This window comes from [Micrococcus luteus] ATCC 49442, from assembly GCF_010367585.1.
GTDB lineage: Bacteria > Actinomycetota > Actinomycetes > Actinomycetales > Micrococcaceae > Arthrobacter > Arthrobacter luteus_A.
In genome coordinates, this window is the sequence record NZ_JAAAXP010000001.1 from 4,689,426 (window position 1) to 4,711,061 (window position 21,636).

The 21,636-nt window shown below is 65.0% G+C and carries 22 protein-coding genes; 13 read left to right on the plus strand and 9 right to left on the minus strand.

Going from position 1 to position 21,636, the window contains the following annotated elements; translation table 11 throughout:
• Nucleotides 1–212: 212 nt before the first annotated feature.
• Complete coding sequence (locus tag GUV69_RS21420; RefSeq protein ID WP_164198714.1) at nucleotides 213–1,460, minus strand: NAD(P)/FAD-dependent oxidoreductase; 1,248 nt, start codon at nucleotides 1,458–1,460, stop codon at nucleotides 213–215.
• Between the two features lie 170 nt (nucleotides 1,461–1,630).
• Here GUV69_RS21420 and GUV69_RS21425 point away from each other — a divergent pair, with 170 nt between their 5' ends.
• The 4 genes from GUV69_RS21425 (at nucleotide 1,631) to GUV69_RS21440 (ending at nucleotide 5,438) form a co-directional block, all read left to right on the plus strand.
• Entirely contained in the window at nucleotides 1,631–2,089 is a 459-nt protein-coding gene (locus GUV69_RS21425) for an Lrp/AsnC family transcriptional regulator (RefSeq protein ID WP_244292575.1), read from the plus strand.
• Nucleotides 2,090–2,167: 78 nt separating this feature from the next.
• Nucleotides 2,168–3,004, plus strand: coding sequence for an alpha/beta fold hydrolase (locus tag GUV69_RS21430; protein WP_164198716.1), 837 nt, complete (start codon nucleotides 2,168–2,170; stop codon nucleotides 3,002–3,004).
• Between the two features lie 148 nt (nucleotides 3,005–3,152).
• Complete coding sequence (locus GUV69_RS21435; RefSeq protein ID WP_191079406.1) at nucleotides 3,153–3,641, plus strand: DUF805 domain-containing protein; 489 nt, start codon at nucleotides 3,153–3,155, stop codon at nucleotides 3,639–3,641.
• A gap of 201 nt (nucleotides 3,642–3,842) precedes the next feature.
• The gene (locus GUV69_RS21440) at nucleotides 3,843–5,438 is read left to right on the plus strand and encodes an ABC-F family ATP-binding cassette domain-containing protein (protein WP_164198717.1); all 1,596 of its coding nucleotides are present in this window, start codon (nucleotides 3,843–3,845) and stop codon (nucleotides 5,436–5,438) included.
• Between the two features lie 19 nt (nucleotides 5,439–5,457).
• Here the strand turns inward: GUV69_RS21440 and corA are convergent, their stop codons facing one another.
• Genes corA through GUV69_RS21455 form a run of 3 tightly spaced genes read right to left on the minus strand, consistent with a single transcriptional unit; the run spans nucleotide 5,458 to nucleotide 7,375 of the window.
• Nucleotides 5,458–6,453, minus strand: a complete 996-nt coding sequence (gene corA, locus GUV69_RS21445; RefSeq protein ID WP_164198718.1) for a magnesium/cobalt transporter CorA — start codon at nucleotides 6,451–6,453, stop codon at nucleotides 5,458–5,460.
• Nucleotide 6,454: 1 nt separating this feature from the next.
• Nucleotides 6,455–6,880: a DUF1761 domain-containing protein gene (locus GUV69_RS21450; protein ID WP_164198719.1), complete on the minus strand. Its 426-nt coding sequence runs from the start codon at nucleotides 6,878–6,880 to the stop codon at nucleotides 6,455–6,457.
• Between the two features lie 9 nt (nucleotides 6,881–6,889).
• Nucleotides 6,890–7,375, minus strand: a complete 486-nt coding sequence (locus GUV69_RS21455) for an Lrp/AsnC family transcriptional regulator (protein ID WP_164198720.1) — start codon at nucleotides 7,373–7,375, stop codon at nucleotides 6,890–6,892.
• Nucleotides 7,376–7,546: 171 nt separating this feature from the next.
• On the opposite strand from GUV69_RS21455, the gene GUV69_RS21460 reads away from it, so the two are divergent.
• Nucleotides 7,547–8,791: an MFS transporter gene (locus tag GUV69_RS21460; RefSeq protein WP_164198721.1), complete on the plus strand. Its 1,245-nt coding sequence runs from the start codon at nucleotides 7,547–7,549 to the stop codon at nucleotides 8,789–8,791.
• Between the two features lie 24 nt (nucleotides 8,792–8,815).
• Here GUV69_RS21460 and GUV69_RS21465 read toward each other — a convergent pair whose 3' ends face one another.
• Together GUV69_RS21465 and GUV69_RS21470 are read right to left on the minus strand one after the other, a co-directional pair.
• Nucleotides 8,816–9,319 (minus strand): Lrp/AsnC family transcriptional regulator, encoded by a 504-nt coding sequence (locus GUV69_RS21465; protein WP_164198722.1) that lies wholly within the window; start codon nucleotides 9,317–9,319, stop codon nucleotides 8,816–8,818.
• A 167-nt stretch (nucleotides 9,320–9,486) separates the two neighbouring features.
• Nucleotides 9,487–10,743, minus strand: coding sequence for an MFS transporter (locus tag GUV69_RS21470; protein ID WP_164198723.1), 1,257 nt, complete (start codon nucleotides 10,741–10,743; stop codon nucleotides 9,487–9,489).
• 104 nt (nucleotides 10,744–10,847) lie between these two features.
• On the opposite strand from GUV69_RS21470, the gene GUV69_RS21475 reads away from it, so the two are divergent.
• Both GUV69_RS21475 and GUV69_RS21480 read left to right on the plus strand, forming a co-directional pair.
• On the plus strand, nucleotides 10,848–11,870 hold the full coding sequence (locus GUV69_RS21475; RefSeq protein ID WP_164198724.1) for a LysR substrate-binding domain-containing protein: 1,023 nt from the start codon (nucleotides 10,848–10,850) through the stop codon (nucleotides 11,868–11,870).
• A 4-nt stretch (nucleotides 11,871–11,874) separates the two neighbouring features.
• Entirely contained in the window at nucleotides 11,875–12,849 is a 975-nt protein-coding gene (locus tag GUV69_RS21480) for an N-acetylglucosamine kinase (protein ID WP_208786560.1), read from the plus strand.
• Between the two features lie 66 nt (nucleotides 12,850–12,915).
• On the opposite strand, the gene GUV69_RS21485 is transcribed toward GUV69_RS21480, so the two are convergent.
• Nucleotides 12,916–13,944 carry a pirin family protein gene (locus GUV69_RS21485; RefSeq protein WP_164198725.1) on the minus strand — a complete coding sequence of 343 codons (1,029 nt, stop codon included), beginning with the start codon at nucleotides 13,942–13,944 and terminating at the stop codon, nucleotides 12,916–12,918.
• A 262-nt stretch (nucleotides 13,945–14,206) separates the two neighbouring features.
• Here GUV69_RS21485 and GUV69_RS21490 point away from each other — a divergent pair, with 262 nt between their 5' ends.
• From GUV69_RS21490 to GUV69_RS21515, 6 genes are all read left to right on the plus strand, one after another.
• Entirely contained in the window at nucleotides 14,207–15,295 is a 1,089-nt protein-coding gene (locus GUV69_RS21490) for an ABC transporter ATP-binding protein (RefSeq protein ID WP_164198726.1), read from the plus strand.
• Entirely contained in the window at nucleotides 15,295–16,005 is a 711-nt protein-coding gene (locus tag GUV69_RS21495) for an ABC transporter permease (RefSeq protein WP_164198727.1), read from the plus strand. Before GUV69_RS21490 ends, GUV69_RS21495 begins: the two co-directional genes overlap by 1 nt.
• On the plus strand, nucleotides 16,002–16,748 hold the full coding sequence (locus tag GUV69_RS21500) for an ABC transporter permease (protein ID WP_164198728.1): 747 nt from the start codon (nucleotides 16,002–16,004) through the stop codon (nucleotides 16,746–16,748). The genes GUV69_RS21495 and GUV69_RS21500 overlap by 4 nt, the downstream gene beginning before the upstream one ends.
• Nucleotides 16,745–17,704, plus strand: coding sequence for an ABC transporter substrate-binding protein (locus GUV69_RS21505; protein WP_164198729.1), 960 nt, complete (start codon nucleotides 16,745–16,747; stop codon nucleotides 17,702–17,704). Before GUV69_RS21500 ends, GUV69_RS21505 begins: the two co-directional genes overlap by 4 nt.
• A 133-nt stretch (nucleotides 17,705–17,837) precedes the next feature.
• Nucleotides 17,838–19,058, plus strand: coding sequence for a pyridoxal phosphate-dependent aminotransferase (locus GUV69_RS21510; RefSeq protein WP_164198730.1), 1,221 nt, complete (start codon nucleotides 17,838–17,840; stop codon nucleotides 19,056–19,058).
• Nucleotides 19,059–19,107: 49 nt separating this feature from the next.
• Nucleotides 19,108–19,962 (plus strand): polyphosphate kinase 2 family protein, encoded by an 855-nt coding sequence (locus GUV69_RS21515; protein WP_164198731.1) that lies wholly within the window; start codon nucleotides 19,108–19,110, stop codon nucleotides 19,960–19,962.
• A gap of 92 nt (nucleotides 19,963–20,054) precedes the next feature.
• On the opposite strand, the gene GUV69_RS21520 is transcribed toward GUV69_RS21515, so the two are convergent.
• Nucleotides 20,055–20,273, minus strand: a complete 219-nt coding sequence (locus tag GUV69_RS21520; RefSeq protein ID WP_164198732.1) for an exodeoxyribonuclease VII small subunit — start codon at nucleotides 20,271–20,273, stop codon at nucleotides 20,055–20,057.
• Nucleotides 20,254–21,579 carry an exodeoxyribonuclease VII large subunit gene (gene xseA, locus GUV69_RS21525; RefSeq protein ID WP_164198733.1) on the minus strand — a complete coding sequence of 442 codons (1,326 nt, stop codon included), beginning with the start codon at nucleotides 21,577–21,579 and terminating at the stop codon, nucleotides 20,254–20,256. The genes GUV69_RS21520 and xseA overlap by 20 nt, the downstream gene beginning before the upstream one ends.
• Nucleotides 21,580–21,636 lie beyond the last annotated feature (57 nt).

Sequence of the window (21,636 nt, forward strand, 5' to 3'; positions counted from 1 at the left end):
TCCATCCCGAGAATCGTTTTCACCGTCAACGTCCCCCAGGACTTTTTATTGACGATACGAGGCAGGGCGGGTGAGCGCACGAGTAGCCGGTACTCGAATTTCCCGCAGCCACGCCTCCGGCTCATTGCACAGCCGGAGGTGTGGCTGCCGGGCTTGGTCCGGCGTCCCGGCACAGTGCCGGAGGCGGGGCAACGGACATTCCGGGCTGACAGTTACCGGAGCGGGTCGAAGGGGCGGATCTGCTCAGGAATGTGGCCGGTGGCGATCTGCTCGGCCAGCAGCTTGCCGGTGGCCGGACCAAGCACGATGCCCCACATTCCGTGACCGCCGGCAACGTAAACACCGGGGGAGCGGGTGGCGCCGACAACCGGCAGCCCGTCGGGAGTGACGGGGCGCGCGCCCACCCAAATGTCCTCCAGGTTCTCCAGGTCCATGTTGGTGAACAGCGGCCGGACCGAAGCCAGGATGGCATCGATGCGTCCCGTCTGCAGTGGCTCGTCCGGGCCGCGGAACTCCATGGTGCCGGCAATCCGAAGCCGCCCCTGATATGGCGTGCACGCTACGCGGCGGGCGGGGAAATAGATGGGGAACTCGGCGGGATGGTCGGTCGCGACGCTGAAGGAATAGCCACGTCCGGCCTGGATCATGGTCTTCACTCCGAGCGGTTTGGCCAGCGCCGGAAGCCAGGCACCGGTGGCCAGCACCACGACGTCGGCGTTAACCGGTTCCTGCCCGTAACTCTCCACGGAAATCCCGTTCGGGCCGTGACGCAGTGATCGTACGTCCATTCCGCTCAGGATCCTTCCACCCCGGGCCCGCACGGCATCTGCCAGCGCCTGAACGAATGGCCCGGGTTCGATGAAGCGCTGTTCGTCCATCTCGTAGACCGTTGAGACGCCGGCCGAGAGCTGGGGCACCTTGACTTGCGGGTTGTCCAGCCGTGTAAGGGGTACCCTCTGGCCGGCTTTCTCCACCTGCTGGATCTCGTGGATGAACGGCCCGCTTTCTTTTTCTCCCTCGAATCCGATGATGAAGGGTCCCTTGCGGGTCCATGCGTCCACGCCGCTGGAAGTCAGTTCATCGAACGCGTCCAAGGCCATCCGGTCGATCGGCGTCAGGGCTGCCATGGCCTTCCTCCAGGCCTTAGCAGTGGCATGGAGGCCGAAGCGGGCCAGGAATGCCCACAACTTCGGATCCAGCCGGGCCGGGATGTGCAGCGGGGCAGTGGCATCGAGCAGCGCCTTCGGGGCATAGGACCACAGTGTCGGATCCGCGAGCGGCATGGCCATGCCCGGCGTGAGCCAGCCGGCGTTGCCCCACGAAGCGCCGGCGCCGACGCCGGAGCGATCCAGGACTGTCACCTCGATGCCGCGTTCCTGCAGATGCCAGGCCGTAGCCAGGCCAACCATTCCAGCACCGGCAACGACGGCGGTGCGCGGCGACTGTGCGCGTGAATACATTCGACTCTCCCTCACCATGACTTATGCCACCTGGCATTGGCACCAGTGTGAAGAATATTAAAACGAAGCTCAATTGATTCGGCGATGATTCTAAGGAATGGTTGCTTATGCCAATTGATTCAAATACTGGCGGAGTTTTGACTCGTGGTCCGAATAACGCTCGGCCTTCCGTGCTGGACGAAACGGACCACCTCATCGTCCAGATGCTGCAGGCCGACGCGCGGACGCCGAACAACGCCGTTGCCGCGGCAGCCGGCATCGCCCCCTCCACATGCCACGGCCGCATCCGCTCCCTTCAGGAGCGGGGCGTCATCCGTGGGTTCCATGCGGACGTGGATCCGGCGGCGGTAGGGCGCGGACTTCAGGCCCTGATCGCCATCCGGCTGCAGGCCCACGCGCGGGCCAACCTGACCAGGTTCGAAAACTACCTGGCCGGACTCCCCGCGGTGGAGAGCATCTTCTTCGTCACCGGGGACCGGGACTTCCTCATCCATGTCGCCGTCGCGGATTCAGCCGCGCTCCGTACACTGGTGGCCGACAACCTCAGCCTCAGGCCGGAAGTGGCCGGCACGAATACCACCGTGATCTTTGAATACTTGCGACGCGCCGACAGTTCCCTCACTGCTTGAGAGCATGGAGTAGCTGGCCGCTGCACCACGTGCAGTGTCAGGATTGAAGCCCACGCGCAGGCCAAAGGAGGCCCGGACATGACCGACCTGACAGCAGCGGCACCCGAAACCGGCTACGCCCGGGTCAACGGGCTCCAGATGTACTACGAGCTGCACGGCGAGGGCGGTACCCCGCTGTTGCTCCTGCACGGCGGGCTCTTCGACATCGGGCAGCAGTTCGGCTCTCTCATCCCGAGCCTTTCGGAGGGTCGGCGGGTCATCGCCACGGACTTCCAAGGGCACGGACGCACCAACGACATCGATCGGCCGCTGGGAACTCACCACCTGGCGTCCGATGTCATTGGGCTTCTTGGGCACCTTGGTGTCGACAACGTGGACGTGTTCGGCTTCAGCATCGGCGGTGCGGTCGCTCTGGACCTGGCGATCAACCACCCGGAACTCGTGCGGAAGCTCATCGTGTCGTCCGTGTCGTTCCGGCCGGAGGGGGAGCGCGGCGGAAATGCTGAAGCGGTGGCGGAGATGACGGTGGATATGATCGCGGGCACACCGATGGAAGGACGCTATCTCGCCGTGTCGCCGCACCCCGATCGCGGGCACCTGCAGGGCCTGCTCGACAAACTCGCCCGCTACGGGGCGGGTGAAAGCGGATGGAGCGACGACGAGATCCGCGGGATCGCCGCACCGACGCTCATTACCGTGGGTGACTGTGACATGGTCAGGCTCGACCACGCAGTAAAGTTTCTCCAACTGCGCGGTGGAGACGTGAACGGCGACTTCGAGGGTGTGCCCGCATCGCAGCTGGCAGTTTTCCCGGGCACAACGCACTTCTTCGGGCTTGCGCGGACCGGCCTCGTACGCGACGTCGTCATCACGTTCCTGGATGCGCCCCCGCCCACCGGCTGGGCCGATCGGTGACGCGTGCCGGTCCGAAGTTCCGCCGCCCGGAACCAAGCCTTGCGGTCTTAGGAAAGAATTCAGCCACAGTTTATCCATCGGATGGAGTTTTGACGCTGCCGCAGCATAGGATGGGCCCGTCTCATACATCAAATTAACTGGGGGAACCTTGAGCTATCCGCAATACCCGCAACAGCAGACGCCGCCGCAGACCATGCCAGCCGGCGAGCCGCCTCTCTGGGCACCGCACTACGGTGCATCGTTCCCGGTAGCCGCCAAGCGCTTCTTCACGAAGTACGCTACGTTCTCAGGCCGGGCGAGCAGAAGCGAATACTGGTGGTGGACCCTGGCCGCAGTCGCCGTCAGCATCGTCCTGAACATCATCATCGGATTGGGCACAACCACTTCGAGCCTCAGCAGCACCCCGGACTTCGGCCCGGCTGCCATCTTCGGATACGTACTGCTGGGAATCTGGGGCCTGGCCACGCTGGTTCCCTCACTGGCGCTGTCAGTGCGCAGGCTGCACGACGGAAACTTCAGTGGCTGGCTGCTCCTGCTTCTGCTGATCCCCTTCCTGGGTGCGATTGCCGTCCTGGTTTTCATGATTCTGCCGTCCAACCCGGCCGGACAGCGGTTCGACCGGCCCGCCGGCTACTAAGGGCACTGCCGGTCCAGCCATTGCTGGCACCATTAAGCAACGCCAAAGGGCCCGTCATATGACGGGCCCTTTGTGCTGCGCGCTGAGGGCCGATGGCAGGAACGTGCGGTCGGGCCAGGGCGGGCACCGGTTTCATGAGAGAGTGGATGCGGCCGAATCGCTGGCCTGCCGCCACTAACAAGACTGGATTGGACAGCACCGATGAGTTTGATCCGGCTGAATGACGTCAACGTCAGCTTCGACAACACCCAGGTACTCCGCGAAGCCTTCTTCAAACTTGAGGCCGGAGACAGGGTGGGGCTGATCGGGAAGAACGGATCCGGCAAGTCCACCATCCTCAAGCTGATCCAGGGCCAGGTTGCCCCCGATGCCGGAACGGTCGCCGTCGAGCTCGGAACCAGGACAGCCTACTTTTCCCAGTTCTCGGAGCTCAACGGCGAATCCACCATCCTGGAGGTCCTGGACGGACTATTCGCCCACGTCAAGCAGATCGAAGCCGAGCTGGCCCATATTGACGCAACCATCGCCGCTGACTCCTCCGACGCCGCCCGCCTGGATGAGCTGATCCACCGCCAGTCAGAGCTCTTTGAGGCCATGGACCGGCTCGATGGCTGGGACTACGCCCGCAGCATCGACAAAGTCCTGACTACCCTGGGATTCAGCGACCACCACCGCACCTGCGCCATCGACGAACTGTCCGGCGGCTGGCGCAACCGGGCCGCCCTGGCAAAGATCCTGCTCGAAGCCCCGGACGTGCTGCTGCTGGATGAACCCACGAACTACCTGGACGTGGCCGGCGTCGAATGGCTGGAAGGGTGGTTCCGGACGTTTAAGGGTGCCGCGATCATCGTCTCGCATGACCGGAAGTTCCTGGACTCCGTTGTCACCCGGATCATCGAGGTGGAGAACTTCCACCTGCATGAGTACCCGGGGAATTTTGCCGAGTACGTGGTGGCCAAGCAGTTCCGGCTCAAGAGCCTTGAGAGCCAGTTTGTGCATGAGTCCGAACTGCTTGCCTTCGAGGCAGAGGGCATTTCCGACCGCCGCGAGGCAGCCAAGGCAGCCGGCAAGGGACTGGCAAACCAGCTTGCCAGGATCAAGAAGAGCAGGACGCCCCGGCCCGTTGACCAGATCATCACGGAGATCTATGGAGGCCTCTACGTCAAAGACGTCCTGTGCCGCGTGGAATCACTGAGTAAGGCCTACGGCGGCAGGACACTGTTCAGCGGCCTCAGTTTCGAAATCGGGCGGGGCCACCGGATCGCCGTCATCGGGGCCAACGGCAGCGGCAAGACCACACTGCTCCGCGCGCTGACGGGCGAGGAACCGGCAGACTCGGGCACCGTGGCATGGGCCAAAGGGGCGGGAATGGTCTCCTACAACCAGGTCCTGGCCGAACTGGACGACGCCGATACAGTCACCCATGCGGTCAACGCGATGCCGGACAGCCTGGCCCTGACGGCGACGAAAAAGTCCGTCAACAGGTTCCTGGCGATGTTCCAGTTCTCCGAAGCAGACCTCAAGCAGCGGATCGGCAACCTTTCGGGTGGCCAGCGTGCCCGGGTGGCCATGGCCCAGTGCTTGCTTTCAGGCGCCTCCGTGCTCCTGCTTGATGAGCCCACCAACCACCTCGACCTCTCCAGCACCCAGGTTATGGAGCGCGCACTGCTGCATTTCCCGGGCGCGGTGGTGGTGGTCAGTCACGACCGCTTCTTCACGGACAAGATTGCCAACCGCCGGCTTGTCTTCAGTGCTGCCGAGTCGGGGCACGGCGCCGTCGCCCTGCAGGCCAGCTGACTCCTGGAGTCCAGCCGGGTCAGAGCCAGCCCTTCTTCTTGAAGATGATGTACATCAGGGCGGCGGTACCTGCCATCAGGCCGATGGCGAAGGGGTAGCCGGCAGTCCAGTGGAGTTCGGGCATGTGTTCGAAATTCATACCATATATCCCCGCCACAATGGACGGCGCGAAGAAGATCGCCGCCCAGGACGAGATCTTCTTGACCTGTTCGTTTTGTTCAGCGCCGGCCTCGTTCTGGCGGTTGGCAGTCAGCGTCCCGTCCAGTGTGAGGGCGTTCTGAAGCAGGTCGCGGAAGGAGTCGGCACGGGAAATGACCCGGGCCACGTGGTCCTCCACGTCCCGCAGGCTGTGTTGCAGCTCGGAATTCACCCCATACTTTTCGAAGCCGCGCTTAAGTTGGTGCATCATCTCCGGCAGGGGATGGATGGCGCGCTGGAACTGGATGACTTCACGCGCAAGTTCATAGATCCGGCGTGAGACTGTGCTGTCGCCGCTGAACAGTTGGTCTTCAATCTCGTCGATATCGTTTTCCAGCCCGGCAACAACCGGCGCGTAGTCATCCACCACCATGTCCAGCAGGGCATACAGGACGGCTTCGGGACCGTGCCGGAGCAGGTCCGGGCGGTCTTCCAGACGGCGCCGCACCCGGGCCACCCCTGCCGTTTCGGCATGGCGGATGGTGACGACATAGTTCTTGCCGGTGAAGATGTGCAGCTCCCCGAACTCCACGGTTTCGGTCGCATCCAGGTACCGGGCCGGACGGAGAACGGTGAACAGGTGGTCCGGATAGCGCTCCAGCTTGGGGCGCTGGTGCGCTGAAATGGCGTCCTCCACCGCGAGGTCATGCAGTCCGAATTCGGCGGCGACCGCTGCCATCTCCGTCGCCGTGGGCCTGTATAGCCCGATCCATGCCATCCCGCCATGGTGGGCGAGCACCTCGAAGGTCTGTTCGAGATTCTCCGGTTCAGCACTGCGGACGCCATCCACGTATACGGCGTTATCGATGATGGTCACGTCAGGACATGGCTCCGATAATGGCACCGGCCACCGTCATGGCGAGCACGTCGTGCCCGGAATCAATAAACGTAACGGCCGCTGGCCTTCCGGCGAACCCGTTGTGGATGACATGGCCGCCGGCGCGGAACACCAGTGCCAGCACCAGGGCGAAAAAGCCGCCTGCCACGGCAGTGTCCAGTCCGAGCTTGCTGATCAGGACAGCAAGCAGGACTGCGGTCAGCGCGGCGGCCACCATCATGGGAACCCAGATTCCCGGGCCGCCCTCGATGTTCTTGAGGTCCTCTTCAGTCTTGCCAATGGCTGCCATCCACCGTTTACCAAGGACTGCAGGCATGTACCAGACAAAGCCGATGAGCATGGTCGAAACGAAGGCTAAAAGTACGGCGAGCCAGTTGATCTGTGAGATGTGTGAGAGCCAATCCATCCTCGAATCCTAGCCTTTGCCCGGTACAGCCTGAGCGAGGCGGCTGATGAGCGGCTCGGTCCGGTAGGGAATGTGCGTGTGGAGCGCCAGCACCGTCTCGGTCCGGATAACACCCTTGATGCGGAGGATCTGGCGGAGCGCGGACTGCAGGTTATGCGTGTCGGTGGCCACCACCCGGCACCAGACGTCGCCCCTGCCGGAAATCTCGTGAACCTCCAAAACCTGCGGCAGCAGGCGGAGGGCCGCCACCACTCCGTCCAGCTCCCGGTGGGTCACCTCGATGGTGACGAACGCGACGACGTCGTAGCCCACCGCCGCGAGATCCACCTCGCGTCCGCCGCTGTGGAGTAAGCCGGCGCGGAGCAGGCGCCTGACGCGCGACTGCGCTGTGTTGCGGGCTATGCCCAGCGCCTCGGCGATCTCACCGATCTGTATGCGGGGATCGCGGATGAGTCCCAGCAGGATCTTCAGATCAGTGGAGTCCAGACTATTCAAATTGTTGCTTTCGGCTAGCAGTGCTCTAACTTCTTGACTGTTTTGCTCAATTCTTTCATAAGGAACAGCTCCATCCAGCAGGATTGGCCCAGAATTTGGTTATCCCTATTTACCCCCGGAGCGGCGTCCCACAAGGAGTTTCCCGTTCCGGCAGATGCCAAGGCAGAGCGAATGACAGTCTTCAGTGAACTCCGCATGCGCCCGGTTACCGCCGGTCGCCGGGGCTGGAACGCATCCACCACCGCACGGCTGGTGATGGCCGGCGCCGTCATCTCCCTGCTGCTGGTGGGTGCAAACCTGGCCACACCCCTCTATCCGCTGCTCCAGGCAAACCTGGGACTCTCACCGCTCGGGGTTACGGCGGCGTTTGCCAGCTATGTCCTGGCACTGGTGGCCACGCTGATGCTGGCCGGCCACTGGTCGGACCATATCGGCAGGCGGGCCGCCCTTATCCTGGCCGTCCTCGCAGGCCTGGCAGGAGGCTGGGTGTTCTCACAGGCGGAGACCCTCCTGGCGCTATCGGCCGGCCGGGCGATGCAGGGTGTAGCAGTCGCCCTGGCCACCGGCGCCAGTGCTGCCGCGCTGCGGGAGCTGCTGCCGTCCCGCCCGGAATGGGCGTCCCGTTTTACGCTGCTGGCGACGGCAGGCGGCGTGGCGGCAGGCCCCGTCATCGGCGGCCTGCTTTCCCTGCTGCCGGGACCCACCACCGCGCCGTACTACGTTCACTCGGTGGTGCTGGCCGGAATGCTTGTGCCGCTGTTCCTGTTGAACGCCCGGCCTGCCATCAGGCCACCTGCCGGACCGCGGCCCATCCTGGTCCTGGCTCCACGCCGGCCATCGGTGTCCACTGAGGCCCGGGGCGCGTTCTGGCTTGCAGCCGGTGTCGGCTTCCTGAGCTTCTCCGTATTTGGTTTCTGCCTGTCGCTGGCACCCGGCTACTTTGCCCAGATCGTGGATACGGGCTCGCGTCCGGTGATCGGCGCCCTGGCAGGGATGACGCTCGGGGCTTCGGCGCTGAGCCAGCTGATGGCGGTGCGGGGCCGCTTCGTGGTTCCGGCCGGTCTGGCGGTCCTGGGTATCTCCGTCCTGCTGCTGGCGGCAGCAGCGTCGTGGCACAGCCTGCCGCTGCTGGTGGCGGCCAGCGTCTGTGCCGGCCTGGGGCAGGGTGTCGCCTTTCGCACTGTTTTCAACGACGTGGCGGCCAAGGTGGAGGTTTCGCACCATGCGCAGGTCATCAGCACGGTCTACGTCATCACGTACCTGGGCAGCGCGGTACCGGTCATCGGGCTGGGATGGGCAACCTCAGCGTTCGGGCTGCAGGCAGCGGTGTTGGGCTTTGTCCTGGTGTGCTGTGCAGCGGCGCTGACGCTCGCCGCCCTCACCTTCAGGACCGCGCGGCGCCAGCGGACTGCCTAGCGGAGTTCTGCCCGGGTGCGGCTCCTACTCCGGCAGCGGGCCGTGGTTGCCCTGGATGTGCTCGAAGACGAGGGTGGTTTCGGTGTGGCCCACCACGGGGTCGGTGGCGAGGTTGTCGAGCACCCAGTCCCTCAGGTCCTCGGTGCTTCCGACGGCGATATGCAGCAGGTAGTCCACGGAACCTGATGTGTGGAACGTGGAGAGAACCGCTGGCAGGTGCGGCACGCGTGCGGTAAAACGATCGATCTGGTCCCGGTCGTGGGCCCGGAGCCGGACAGCCACGAGGGCCTGGACCGACCTGCCGATTGCCGAGAGGCTGAGCTTGGCTTCAAAGCCCTGCACGATGCCGCGCTCGGACAGGGCGCGGGTCCGCATCAGCGCGGTGGACGGGGCGATGCCCACCAGTTCAGCGAGCTGTTTGTTAGAGATCCTGGCATCGTCCACCAGGGCGGCCAGAAGCCGCTCATCAATGGCGTCCAGCGGTTCGAAGTGGCTGCCCGGCCGGATGTTTTTGGGGTTGGTGCTCATGGGATCTCCTCACGTGTCCTTGAGTTCATCCTAGACGCCTGATTCCGTCCCATCACCTCCGCTCGAGCCGTTTGGCCGAATAATCGCCACGGGCAGGGCCGGTTTCCTGGCGGATTGTTCTGCGGGTGAGCATTTCGTGACCAGCCGCGGCTCTGCACCGGAGTTCGTCAGAGCGGGGCGGGCGTCTCACTTTTCCTGGAGGGATGTACGACGGCGACTGTCACCGCCGTGATGCCTGCCAGGGCCACGATGGCCAGGCCGAGTGCCGTCCAGCCCCAGGCCTGGAAAACAAGGCCGCCGGCCCAGCCGATGACACTTGAGCCCAGGTAGTACGCAAGGTTGTACAGGGATGCCGCCTGGGCGCGGCCGGTTGTGGCAATGCTCCCGGTCCAGCCTGACCCGATGCTGTGGGCGGCAAAGAACCCACCGGTGAAGATCACCAGGCCTGCCAGGATCAGGGCGAGCAACTGCGTGAGCGTCAGGGCCAGACCCGCCGCCATCAGGATGAGACCCGCCAGCAGGACGGTCCGCCGGCCAAAGCGTGCCGTCAGGCCGCCCGCCCACCGCGAGGTAAGGGTTCCCGACAGGTAGGCGAGGAAGATGAGGCTGATCAGGGTTGCCGGCAGCAGAAAGGGTTCGGCGGACAGACGGAAGCCCAGGTAGTTATAGACAGCCACAAAGCCGCCCATCATCAGGAATGCCTGGATGTAGAGGGCCAAGAGCCGGGGGTTGCGCAGGTGGCCGCCGAGCGTGGCGAAGGCGCCGCGGAGCCCGGCAGCTTTTGTGGCGGTGAACCCTCTGGCCTTGGGAATCAGGATCAGGAAAAGTACGGCAGATACCGTTGCCAGCAGGGACACTGCCAGGGCGGCCGTCCGCCAGCCCCACAGCTCACCTGCCGGGCCTGCCACGAGCCTGCCGGCTAATCCGCCCAGGGTGGTGCCGGCAACGTAGCTGCCGGCCGCCATGGCAGCATGCGCGCGGTTCACTTCCTCGTTCAGGTAGGCGATGGCGATCGCCGGGATTCCGCCCAGGGCCATTCCCTCCAGCAGCCGGAGGGCGAGCAGCATGCCGAAACTGGGGGCCAGCGGGACCACGAGTCCCAGAACTGTTGCTGCCGATATGCCCCAGGTCATGGCTTTGACCCGGCCTATCCTGTCCGCAAGGAAGGACCAGGGAATGACGGTGACTGCCAGGCCTACTGTGGCGAGCGAGATGGTCAGCGCTGCCTCTGCCGCCGTGATGTGGAGATCGGTGGCAATGAGTGGCAGGACCGCCTGGGTGGAGTACAACTGGGCGAACGTCGCTACCCCCGCGAAGGCCAGCCCGGCCAGGATCTTGCCGTAGGCGGCGGAGCCTTTGGGGTGGCCTTCCCAGCTGTTCCGGTGGACCGCGTTGGAACCCGGGGCGGCGGCATTAAGTGGCATACCTCAAGGGTAGGCAGTTCCAATCCATGCTTCCAATGCATACTTTAGGTACAATTGATAGCAAATACGGAACGTTTTGCATTGAGCGCCGGAAGGGTGGACGCATGCTTACCGATCATCAGCGGTTAGCCAGGCTCCTGCCGTTGCTGCCCATCCTTGCCGAGCTGGGCCGCACGCAGCACGTCACAGAAACGGCCGAACTGCTCGGAGTACCCCAGTCCACGGTGAGCAGGGCGCTGTCCAGGGCAAGCGCCGTCGTCGGAACTGAATTGCTCATCCGGGACGGACGGGGCGTGCGCCTTACTGCAGCCGCCCGGACCCTGCTGCCTTACATCGACTCGGCCCTGACGGAATTCCAGGCCGGGCTGGACCTCGTCCGGCACGAATCGGACGTCGTGCGGGGGAAGGTCTCCGTGTCCTTTCAGCACACCTTCGGCGAGGCCACCCTGCCGCTGCTCATCAGCGCCTTCCGCAGCCGCCATCCGGAAGCGGGCTTCACCCTCCGGCAGGGGTCCCGCGATGCCTGCCTCGCGGAACTTGCGTCGGGACAGTCGGACCTTGTGCTGACGGCCCCTGTGTCTGCGGCCAGCGGCACCATAGCCTCCGCGGCACTGTACCGGGAGCCGCTCCGCCTGGTGGTGCACCATGGCCACCCCCTGGCAGGCCGGAAAAAGGCGGGGCTCCAGGACATCCGCCGGGATCCCTTCGTGGCGCTGGAGCCGGGATACGGCATGCGGTCGCTGACCGACGCGCTGTTCCGTGAAGCCGGATTCCGCCCCAGGATCGCTTTCGAAAGCCAGGACACCCACACCGCCCGCGGCCTCGTTTCCGCGGGGCTTGGCGTCAGCATCCTGCCACCCGGCGGCAACGGGCCGGGGCGTCATGTCAGCCCCGAGACGGGAAATCTTGGCTGGGTTGAGGTTGCCTTGGAATCGGGCCTGGCGTACCGCGAAATCGGGCTCGGGTGGCGCCGCCGGAAGCCAGGTCCGGATGCGGAACCTGATCCCGTGAGGCATTTCCGGGAGCTGGTCCTGCAGGAAGGGCCCGGGCTGCTGGCAGGCCTGGTGGCAGCGCGCTCGCAGGTTGCCGGGCGCGTGGGACACGGCGACGGCCTTTCAGTAGGCTGAGGACGTGACTGATACCGAGCACTCCCAGGCCTCATCTTCCGGAATCCAGCCCGACGACGGCGGCGGGGCCAAACCAGTTTCCCCCTCCGTGGCGGGCATCATCATCGGCCTGGACATCGGCGGCACCAAGACGCGCGGCGTCCGGTTCGAGGATGGCGTGGCCGTGGCGGACCAGTCAGCCGGCAGCGCCAACGTCCAGAACGTCACCCCCGAGCAGGCGGCGTTGAACCTCGCCGACCTGTTCGCCCGGATCGGCGGCGGCAGCGTGTCGCAGGTGTATGCGGGAGCGGGGGGCATCGATACCGACGACGACGCTGCCGCCCTCGCTGCGCTGATCGAGCCTCATGTGCCGGGCGCAAAAGTCACGGTGGTCCATGATTCGAGGCTGCTGCTCGCGGCCGGCGGCGCCAGCACCGGTGTTGCCGTGATTGCCGGGACGGGTTCTGCGGCCTGGGGCCGGAATGGTGCAGGGGAGGAGGCCCGGGCCGGAGGCTGGGGCTACCTGCTCGGTGATGAGGGGAGCGGATACTGGCTGGGCCGTGAGGCGGTCAGGCACAGCCTGCGCCGTATGAACCAGGGGCTCCCGGTCGATCAGCTCACGGCCGTTCTGCTTGCAGCCTGCGGAGTTGACCACCCCAACAGGCTGATCGCACTCTTCCACTCCCCGGAGACCGGCCGCCGGTTCTGGGCCCAGCAGGCCCGCCTGGTGGTGGATGCAGCCGCTGCAGGGCACGAAGCCAGCCAGGTGCTGCTCGACCAGGCCGGCAAGGATCTCGCGGATCTCGCCGCGCAGGCACTCCGGAAACTGGGAATCGAGGGCCCGGTCATCCTGGGCAGCGGGCTGGGCATGAATGTGGTCCCGCTGCAGGATGCCTTCCGGAAGTACCTCGCGGCTGCCGGCATCACCGACGTCAGCGTCCTCGACAGGGATCCGGTGTTCGGCGTCCTGCAACTGGTCAAGGATCCGTCCGGCGAGTGATGGATCCGCCCGGTTCGTGAAGGGCCTGTCCGGTTCCTAAGGTGCCTGTCCGGTTCTGCGGTCCTGTCAGGGACCGGGTGACCGCCGCCTCGGGGCGAGCCTGACTGCCGGCATCGGGGGAGCCGGGATACGGCCCGCTTCGGCGCCTGCATCAGGTCCGTGTCCTTCGACCAGCCCGTAGCGGGCCCCCCGGGCCTCATCGTCGGCCAGCGCCGCCTGCGCTTCCCAATCCTCGCGGGCCTGCTCCACCTCATCATGGGTGCGGCCCACGAAGTTCCACCACATCAGCAGTTCCTCCTGGAACGGCTCGCCGCCGATGAGGAGGAACCGTGTGCCCGGCAGGGCGTCCAGGACGAGCGCCGACCGTCCCGCGCCCAGGTAGCCCAGCGGACCTGGCGGAACGTCCTGCCCGTCCAGCGTCAGCCCGCCGTCGAGCACCAGGACGGCATGTTCGAAGTCCGCGTCCAGGGGCAGGTCCACCCGGCCCTCGCAGGAAACCTCGGCCCCCACGATAGGGGAATACATGGTGGCCGGTGATACGGCACCCGCGAATTCGCCCACCATCACGGTGGCAGTGAAGCCCGGCCCTGTTGCCGTCGGCAGATCCCGGTGCTGCTCGAACGCGGGCTCCCGGTGGCGTTCACCGTCAGGCAGCGCAACCCAGAGCTGAAGTCCCCTCTGCAGCGGCAGCAGCCCGCCGTCGTCGGGATCCGGCAGGACCGCAAACTCGGAGTGCGAAACGCCGCGCCCGGCGGTCATGATGTTCAGTTCCCCGGGCCGGACCACCACGTCGCTGCCCACGCTGTCCCGGTGCCGGATGGTCCCCGCGAGCGGCCAGGTGACCGTCTGCAGTCCGGTGTGCGGGTGGGGGAGTACTGACATGGCGGTGCGGTCCGGGCCGAAACTGTCCAGGAAGCACCACGCACCTATAGTGGGCAGGCCGCGCTGCGGGAGGGTGCGCTGGACATTCATGGCCCGTACACCGCCCAGCGGAACTTCACGCTCGGGCCACAGTTGAAGACAAGGGCCTGACGTCCCGTCAGCTGCGGCGGGCGGACATAGTTCCTCTGCTGGTGCCACTTCCAAGTTCGTCACCCTCCCACTCTAGGACCGGTTCGGGTGAGGTGTCAGCGCCGGAGCCGCGCCAGCCCATGCAGGTCGGCGCCGGGACCCATCCCGGGAGGGCCCGGCCACGAATGGTTACAGTAGGGATTCGCTTGCCCGGAATGGCGGCCGATTCTGGTTACGCTGGGAACTGATTGCGCTACGGTAATTATCAGCGAGCTTACGACCCCCCCCATCTGCACCGTCCGATGCCGTCCAACAGAACAGGTACGTCCGGGAATGGACCCCAGCCATGATTGAGTTCCAGAGCGTTACCAAGCAGTATCAGGGCGGGCATCCTGCCGTGGACCAGCTCACCATGTCAATCGACAAAGGGTCGATCACCGTTTTTGTGGGGCCCTCGGGCTGCGGCAAAACCACGTCGCTCCGGATGATCAACCGTATGGTCGAGCCGACGTCCGGGGTCATTACCGTGGACGGACGGGACGTCACCACCGTTCCTGCCGCCGAGCTTCGCCGGTCCATGGGCTACGTCATGCAGTCCTCGGGACTGATGCCGCACCGCTCCGTGCTGGACAACATCGCCACGGTGCCCCGGCTCAACGGTGTCTCCAAGGCGGAGGCCCGCAAGCGTGCAACGGAACTTCTCGACGTCGTCGGGCTGGCTTCAGCGCTCGGCAAGCGGTACCCGTCCCAGCTCTCCGGCGGCCAGCAGCAGCGCGTCGGCGTGGCACGGGCGCTCGCAGCTGACCCTCCCATCCTGCTGATGGACGAACCCTTCAGCGCCGTGGATCCGGTGGTGCGCGACGAGCTGCAGCAGGAACTCTTGCGGCTGCAGCAGGACCTCGCCAAGACCATCGTCTTCGTGACACACGATATCGACGAAGCAACCATTCTGGGCGACAAGGTGGCGGTGTTCGCCGTCGGCGGCAAGCTGGCCCAGTACGCCACACCCGAGGAAATCCTGCGCGCACCGGCCAATGACTTCGTGGCCTCCTTCGTCGGGCGGGACCGCGGCTTCCGTCACCTCGGGTTTACCGCGTCCGACGCCGTAGCAATCCACCCGGTGCCGACACTTGTGTCCCGTGCCGGGCAGTTCGACGGCGATCCCGACGCTGTGTCGGACTGGCAGCTTGTGGTGGATGCGGACATGCGGCCGCTGGGCTGGGCACGGCCCGGAACCGACACCGACCTGATCCCCGGTGGATCTCTTTTCCACCCCGGTGACTCCCTGCGGCGGGCCCTTGATTCAGCGTTGTCGTCTCCTTCCGGCCAAGGCGTAGCAGTGGATGGGGAAGGCCGGGTCCTGGGCGCCATCCGCGCACAGGAAGTCCTGGCCGTCGTTGAAGCGGCCCGCCAGGTCAGGCAGGCTGCGCTCTGATGGAGTGGTTCCTGGCAAACAGCGGCATGGTCCTGGAACGGGCCGGGCAGCATATTGTGCTTGCACTGGTGCCCATGGTCCTGGGGCTGCTGATCTCCATTCCGCTGGCCCAGTTTGCACGGGTCCATCCGGTGCTGCGGTCAGTGGTGGTCACGGCCAGTTCGTTGCTGTACACCATCCCGTCGCTGGCGCTGTTCATCATCCTGCCTTCCATCCTTGCCACTCGGATCCTGGATCCCCTCAATGTCATTGTTGCGCTGACCATCTACGCGGTGGCGCTGCTGGTGCGCGCCGCCCTTGATGCCTTCGACTCTGTTGAAGAGGACCTCCGGCAGGCCGCGACCGCCATGGGTTACAAACCCTGGCTCCGCTTTGTCCAGATCGACCTGCCGCTGTCCCTCCCGGTGATGTTTGCCGGGCTCCGAGTCGTCTCCGTCAGCAATATCTCCCTGGTGAGCGTTGCTGCGCTCCTGGGCGTTGGCAACCTGGGGATGCTGTTTACTGACGGCCTGCAGCGGAACTTCGTGACCGAAGTGGTGGTGGGGATTGTGGCCATCCTGCTGCTGGCGCTGCTGATGGATGCGGTGCTGGTCCTGCTTGAGCGGCTGCTGACACCGTGGACCCGCGCCGCGAAAGCGGCAGGCCCGTCCGTGCCCGTCAGCGCACGTTATGTTGCCGATGCCAACGTGCACGCGGGGGCCGGCTCATGAGCAACGTTTTCACGGAAACCCTCGGCTGGCTTGCCGATCCCGGCCACTGGACCGGCAGTTCCGGCATTCCGGTCCGGTTGCTGGAGCACCTCCAGTACAGCGGGCTGGTCCTGGTGATAGCGGCAGCCATCGCGGTTCCCGTGGGCCTCTATATTGGGCACACCGGGCGCGGCCGCGTGGTAGCCGTTGCTGTGGCGGGCGCGCTCCGCGCACTGCCGACTCTGGGGCTGCTGGTTCTTTTCGCCCTCCTTGCCGGGACCAGCCTGTGGCCGCCGGTCTGGGCACTGGTGATCCTTACAGTGCCGCCGCTCCTCGCAGGAACATACGCAGGTATCGCCAGCGTCGACAGGGCCGTGGTGGACGCGGCCCGGGCCATGGGCATGACGGAGCTGCAGATACTTTTCCGCGTCGAGCTGCCCAACGGCCTGCAGGTCATGTTCGGCGGTCTCCGGACTGCCGTGCTTCAAGTTATCGCCACAGTATCCGTGGTGGCATACCTGCCCCTGGGCGGGCTGGGCCGCTACCTGTTTGACGGGCTGGTCCTGCAGGACTTCCCGCGCATGCTGGCCGGGTCCTTGCTTATCGCCGGGCTGGCCATCGTTATTGACCTGATCCTGGCTGCGGTGCAAAGAACAGTTCTTTCCCCGGGCCTCAAAACCGATCCCCGCGGTGGCCGGACGGCCACCGCTGATCTCCCAGCTGCCGCGCCCGCGCCAGCTGCTGTTCAAGGAGGCACTCCATGAAAGACAACATCCGGACCACGCTGACCCGCCGGGGACTGGCAGGCCTGGCCGCCGGCGTCGGCCTTGCCGTGGCACTGACAGCATGCGGCGGCGGCGATCCGCTGGCCACCCCCAGCACCAGCGCCACAAGCGGCGGCACCGGGGGCGGCTCGCTGATTGTCGGCTCTGCTGACTTCCCTGAAAGCCAGATCGTGGCGGAAATCTACGCCGGTGCCCTGGGCGCCGCAGGCATCACCGCCACCACCAAACCCAATATCGGGGCCCGGGAAATCTACTTCAAGGCTGTCCAGGACGGGTCGGTCGACCTGGTCCCGGACTACTCCGGCAACCTGCTGTCGCACGTTGATCCGGAGGCTGCCGAGGTCTCGGCCGAGGACATTTACAAGGCGCTGCCGGAAAAGCTGCCTGCGGGACTGGCCGTCCTGGAGGCATCCAAGGCAGAGTCCAAGGACGCCATGGTGGTCACCAAGGCCACAGCGGAGAAATACCAGCTGAAGTCCATCGAGGACCTTGCCAAGGTCTGCAAGGACCTGACCATGGCGGCGCCGGCGACGTTCGAAACGCGGGCTTATGGCTTCCCGGGGCTCAAAGCCAACTATGGCTGTGAACTGAAGGCCCTGAAGCCGTTCAGCGACGGCGGCGGCAACCTGACCCTGCAGGCCCTGCTGACCGATGATGTCCAGGTTGCGGACATCTACACCACCACGCCGTCCATCGCCGACAACGACCTGGTGGTGCTGGAAGATCCAAAGAACAACTTCAAGGCCCAGCAGGTCCTGCCGCTGTACAACACGGCAAAAATGACCGACAAGGCCAAGGAAGCCCTCAATGCAGTATCGAAGATCCTGACCACCGAGGACCTGGTGAATCTCAACCGTGCGGTCAGCGGCAGCCAGAAGCAAAACCCCAAGGACGCTGCTGCCACCTGGCTGAAGGATAAGGGCATCGTCAAATAGCGTCGGGCCTTTTCAGTGATTACGACGGCGGCTGCCGGACCCACAAAGTCCGGCAGCCGCCGTCGTCCGGTGGCTGCTGTTCTGTGTCCGAGGTCTCAACGGAAGTACATCCTTCCTGTGGCATATTTGATGGATGGCAGAATTCAAGCAGTCCACTAAGCTTCGCAACGTCCTTTATGACATCCGTGGACCGATTCTTCAGGCCGCCCAGCAAATGGAGGCGGAGGGTCACCGGATCCTCAAACTGAACATCGGAAACCCTGCACCGTTTGGATTCGAAGCCCCGGACGCCATCCTGGTGGACATGATCCGCCACCTGCCGCACGCCCAGGGTTACAGCGACTCGCGCGGAATATTCTCCGCCCGCACGGCCGTCTCGCAGTACTACCAGACCCGCGGGATCCAGAACATCCACGTGGACGATATCTACCTGGGCAACGGCGTCAGTGAACTCATCACCATGTCCCTGATGGCGCTGCTCGACGTCGGAGACGAAGTGCTGATCCCGACGCCGGACTACCCGCTGTGGACCGCCTCCGTTGCCCTCGCAGGCGGCAAGCCCGTCCACTACCTTTGCGATGAGGAGTCAGGCTGGCAGCCGGACCTCGAGGACATGGAAGCAAAGATCACACCCCGCACCAAGGGCATTGTGGTGATCAACCCCAACAACCCCACCGGTGCTGTTTACCCGGCGGAGACGCTGAAAAAGATCGTGGCGCTCGCCGAAAAGCACGGCCTGGTGATCTTCGCGGACGAGATCTACGAGAAGATCCTCTACGAGGACGCCGTACACATCAACCTGGCCGGACTCACTGGCGACGACGTCCTCTGCCTTACGTTCAGCGGACTCTCGAAGGCATACCGCGTCTGCGGCTACCGTGCGGGCTGGATGGCCATCTCAGGGCCGAAAAAGGATGCTGCAGACTACCTGGAGGGCATCAGCCTGCTCGCCAATATGCGCCTGTGCGCAAACGTCCCGGCCCAGCACGCCATCCAGACTGCGCTCGGCGGCTACCAGAGCATCAACGACCTGATCCTGCCCGGCGGACGGCTGCTGGAACAGCGCAACAAGGCCTACGACATGCTCAACGCCATCCCCGGCGTCAGCACACAGCAGGCGCGGGGCGCCATGTACCTCTTCCCGAAGCTCGATCCCGAGGTCTTCCACATCCGCGACGACGAGAAGTTCGTCCTGGACCTGCTGCGTGAGCAGAAAATCCTGGTCTCCCACGGCCGGGCCTTCAACTGGGTCCGCCCCGACCATTTCCGGATGGTCACCCTGCCCTTGGTAAAGGACCTTGAGGAGGCCATCAACCGCATGGGGGACTTCCTGAGCAGGTACAAAGGGAACTAGCCTGTGGTGACGCGCCTGTTGGCGCGGACACTGCGGACAAAGGAATCCCATGGCCGGCCTGGTTGAGTTCAAAGAGCATCCGTCCTTGACGCTGAAGGCCGGGGGTGGCTTTGTCCTGGCAGATGTTGACCCGGATGACACCCCGGGCTTCGCGGGCAACAAAGTTGACGGGCAGGCACTCCTGGCGGACCTGGACGACAAACTGGCCCAGTTTCAGGAGCAACTGTTCGCCGAGTCCAGGTTCGGCGGTACGAAGCGGATCCTGCTGATCCTGCAGGCGATGGACACTGCAGGCAAGGGCGGCATCGTCAATCACGTTATGGCCGCCATGGATCCGCAGGGGGTCCAGTTCAAGGCTTTCAAGGCGCCCACGGAGGAGGAAAAGTCCTACGACTTCCTTTGGCGGATCGAGAAGGAAGTTCCGGCCGCCGGCATGGTTGGCGTTTTTGACCGGTCCCACTACGAAGACGTCCTCATCCACCGTGTCCACGGCTGGGCTTCTCCGGAAGAGCTGAAGCGCCGGTACGTGGCCATCAACGAATTTGAGGCCCGGCTGACGGACTCCGGCACCAAGATCGTCAAAGTGATGCTCAACATCAGCAAGGACGAACAGAAAGCCCGGCTTACCGCCCGCCTGGATGACCCGGCCAAGCACTGGAAGTACAGCCGCGGTGACCTGACCGAACGGGCGTTTTGGGACGACTACATGGCCGCCTACCAGGCCGCCATCGATAACACGAACACCGAGGCGGCCCCTTGGCACGTGATCCCGGCCAACAAGAAGTGGTTCGCTCGCATCGCAGTCCAGCAGCTTCTGCTCGCCGCCTTTGAGGACCTTCACCTCCAGTGGCCCAAAGCGGACTTCGACGTCGGCGTGGAGCGCGAGCTCGTCCAGAGGTCCTGACCGGTCATCCGGGCTGCGGTGCAGGTCTAGCAGGACGCAAGGCCTAGCGGGACTCCGGGCCCGGCAGGGAAGCGGGCCCGGCGGGGAGCAGGTTACAGCGGCTGGTCGCGGGCTGCGGCGAGGCGTTTCCGGGCACCCTCCAGCCATTCCTCGCACCGCTTGGCCAGCGCTTCCCCGCGTTCCCACAGCGCCAGGGATTCTTCGAGGCTGGCACCGCCGGCCTCGAGTTTGCCCACTACCTGGACCAGCTGCTCGCGGGCTTCCTCATAGCTGAGGGCTTCGATTTCGGGGTCAGGCTTCGACTCGGGCATGTGCTTCTCCTTGTGTGAGTTCGCCGGTGGATGTTGCCCCGAACCGGCCGTGGGCCACCTGGACTGACAGGGCGGTTCCGGCAGGGGCCTCTGAAGGCTCGCGGACCACGGCATGGCCTGCAGGTTCTGTGGGCCGGGCCGGCCGGCCATCCGCGAGTTCCACCACGGCGTAGCCGCGGTCCAGGGTTTTTTGCGGTGACAGGGCGCGCACCTGGGCCTGCAGGTGGACCAGCTGGTCAGCAGCCCGCACCACCGTTGAGCTGACGGCCGCGGAGGAGCGCCTCAGGAGACGCTCAATTTCCTCAGCCCGTACCGTCACCATACCTTCCGGGCTGGCCAGGACAGGCCGCGAATGGAGTGAGGCCAGCCGGTCCGTCTCCCGGTCCACCAACCTGCCGATGCAGCGGCGCAGGTGTTCCCGGGCCTGACGGACATTCGACAGTTCCTCGGCTACGTCAGGCACAATCCTCTTGGCAGCATCGGTGGGCGTGGACGCGCGGAGGTCGGCAACGTCGTCGAGCAGTGGCCTGTCTGCTTCGTGCCCAATGGCACTGACGACAGGCGTGGCGGCAGCCGCCACGGCCCTGACCAGTTCTTCGCTGTTGAACGGCAGCAGGTCCTCCAGGGCGCCGCCGCCCCGGGCGATGACGATGACGTCCACGTCCGGGCGGCCGTCCAGCTCCCGGAGGGCGCGGACGATCTGGGATACGGCTGTGTTCCCTTGGACGGCGACCTCCCGGATCTCGAACTCGACGGCGGGCCAGCGGAGGGCAGCATTTTGAAGGACGTCCTTTTTGGCGTCCGAGTCCCGTCCTGTGATGAGACCGATCCGATGGGGGAGGAGCGGCAACGGCTTCTTCCGCGAGTCGGCAAAAAGCCCTTCCGCGGCGAGAGCCTGCCGGAGCCGTTCGATCCGTGCCAGAAGGTCGCCGAGGCCAACGGGCCTGATGTCCCTGACCTGCATGTTGAGGCGGCCGGTCTTCAGCCAGAACTCCGGCTTGAGCAGGGCAACGACGCGGGAACCGCGCTCCAGCGGCATGTTCTGGCGGTCAAGGACTTTCGTCCAGACGGATGCAGGCAGGGAAACCTCGGCGTCCACGTCCCGGAGCGTCAGGTAGGCGTTGCCGCCACGGCGGTTCATCTCAATGACCTGGCCCTCCACCCAGGCCGCCGGTGCGCGGTCGATGTGGACCTTGAGCTTTTGGGACAGCAGCTGCAACGGCCAGGGATTGTCGGGCGTCGTTTCAGCGGCGGTGGCAGGCAGCGTGGTGGCAGCAGTGCCTGGCAGGGCAGCCTGTTCAGACATGCGCGCTGCCCCCGAAAACTGTGGCTGGCAGCATGGTGGTCCTTTGTTTGGAAGGTG

Coding starts and splice junctions, on each gene's coding strand:
- GUV69_RS21440 (WP_164198717.1), top strand. CDS start 3,843: ATGAGTTTGATCCGGCTGAATGACGTCAACGTCAGCTTCGACAACACC.
- GUV69_RS21470 (WP_164198723.1), bottom strand. CDS start 10,743: ATGCCACTTAATGCCGCCGCCCCGGGTTCCAACGCGGTCCACCGGAAC.
- GUV69_RS21450 (WP_164198719.1), bottom strand. CDS start 6,880: ATGGATTGGCTCTCACACATCTCACAGATCAACTGGCTCGCCGTACTT.
- GUV69_RS21505 (WP_164198729.1), top strand. CDS start 16,745: ATGAAAGACAACATCCGGACCACGCTGACCCGCCGGGGACTGGCAGGC.
- GUV69_RS21430 (WP_164198716.1), top strand. CDS start 2,168: ATGACCGACCTGACAGCAGCGGCACCCGAAACCGGCTACGCCCGGGTC.
- GUV69_RS21495 (WP_164198727.1), top strand. CDS start 15,295: ATGGAGTGGTTCCTGGCAAACAGCGGCATGGTCCTGGAACGGGCCGGG.
- GUV69_RS21475 (WP_164198724.1), top strand. CDS start 10,848: ATGCTTACCGATCATCAGCGGTTAGCCAGGCTCCTGCCGTTGCTGCCC.
- GUV69_RS21490 (WP_164198726.1), top strand. CDS start 14,207: ATGATTGAGTTCCAGAGCGTTACCAAGCAGTATCAGGGCGGGCATCCT.
- GUV69_RS21500 (WP_164198728.1), top strand. CDS start 16,002: ATGAGCAACGTTTTCACGGAAACCCTCGGCTGGCTTGCCGATCCCGGC.
- GUV69_RS21420 (WP_164198714.1), bottom strand. CDS start 1,460: ATGTATTCACGCGCACAGTCGCCGCGCACCGCCGTCGTTGCCGGTGCT.
- xseA (WP_164198733.1), bottom strand. CDS start 21,579: ATGTCTGAACAGGCTGCCCTGCCAGGCACTGCTGCCACCACGCTGCCT.
- GUV69_RS21515 (WP_164198731.1), top strand. CDS start 19,108: ATGGCCGGCCTGGTTGAGTTCAAAGAGCATCCGTCCTTGACGCTGAAG.
- GUV69_RS21460 (WP_164198721.1), top strand. CDS start 7,547: ATGACAGTCTTCAGTGAACTCCGCATGCGCCCGGTTACCGCCGGTCGC.
- GUV69_RS21465 (WP_164198722.1), bottom strand. CDS start 9,319: ATGAGCACCAACCCCAAAAACATCCGGCCGGGCAGCCACTTCGAACCG.
- GUV69_RS21510 (WP_164198730.1), top strand. CDS start 17,838: ATGGCAGAATTCAAGCAGTCCACTAAGCTTCGCAACGTCCTTTATGAC.
- GUV69_RS21520 (WP_164198732.1), bottom strand. CDS start 20,273: ATGCCCGAGTCGAAGCCTGACCCCGAAATCGAAGCCCTCAGCTATGAG.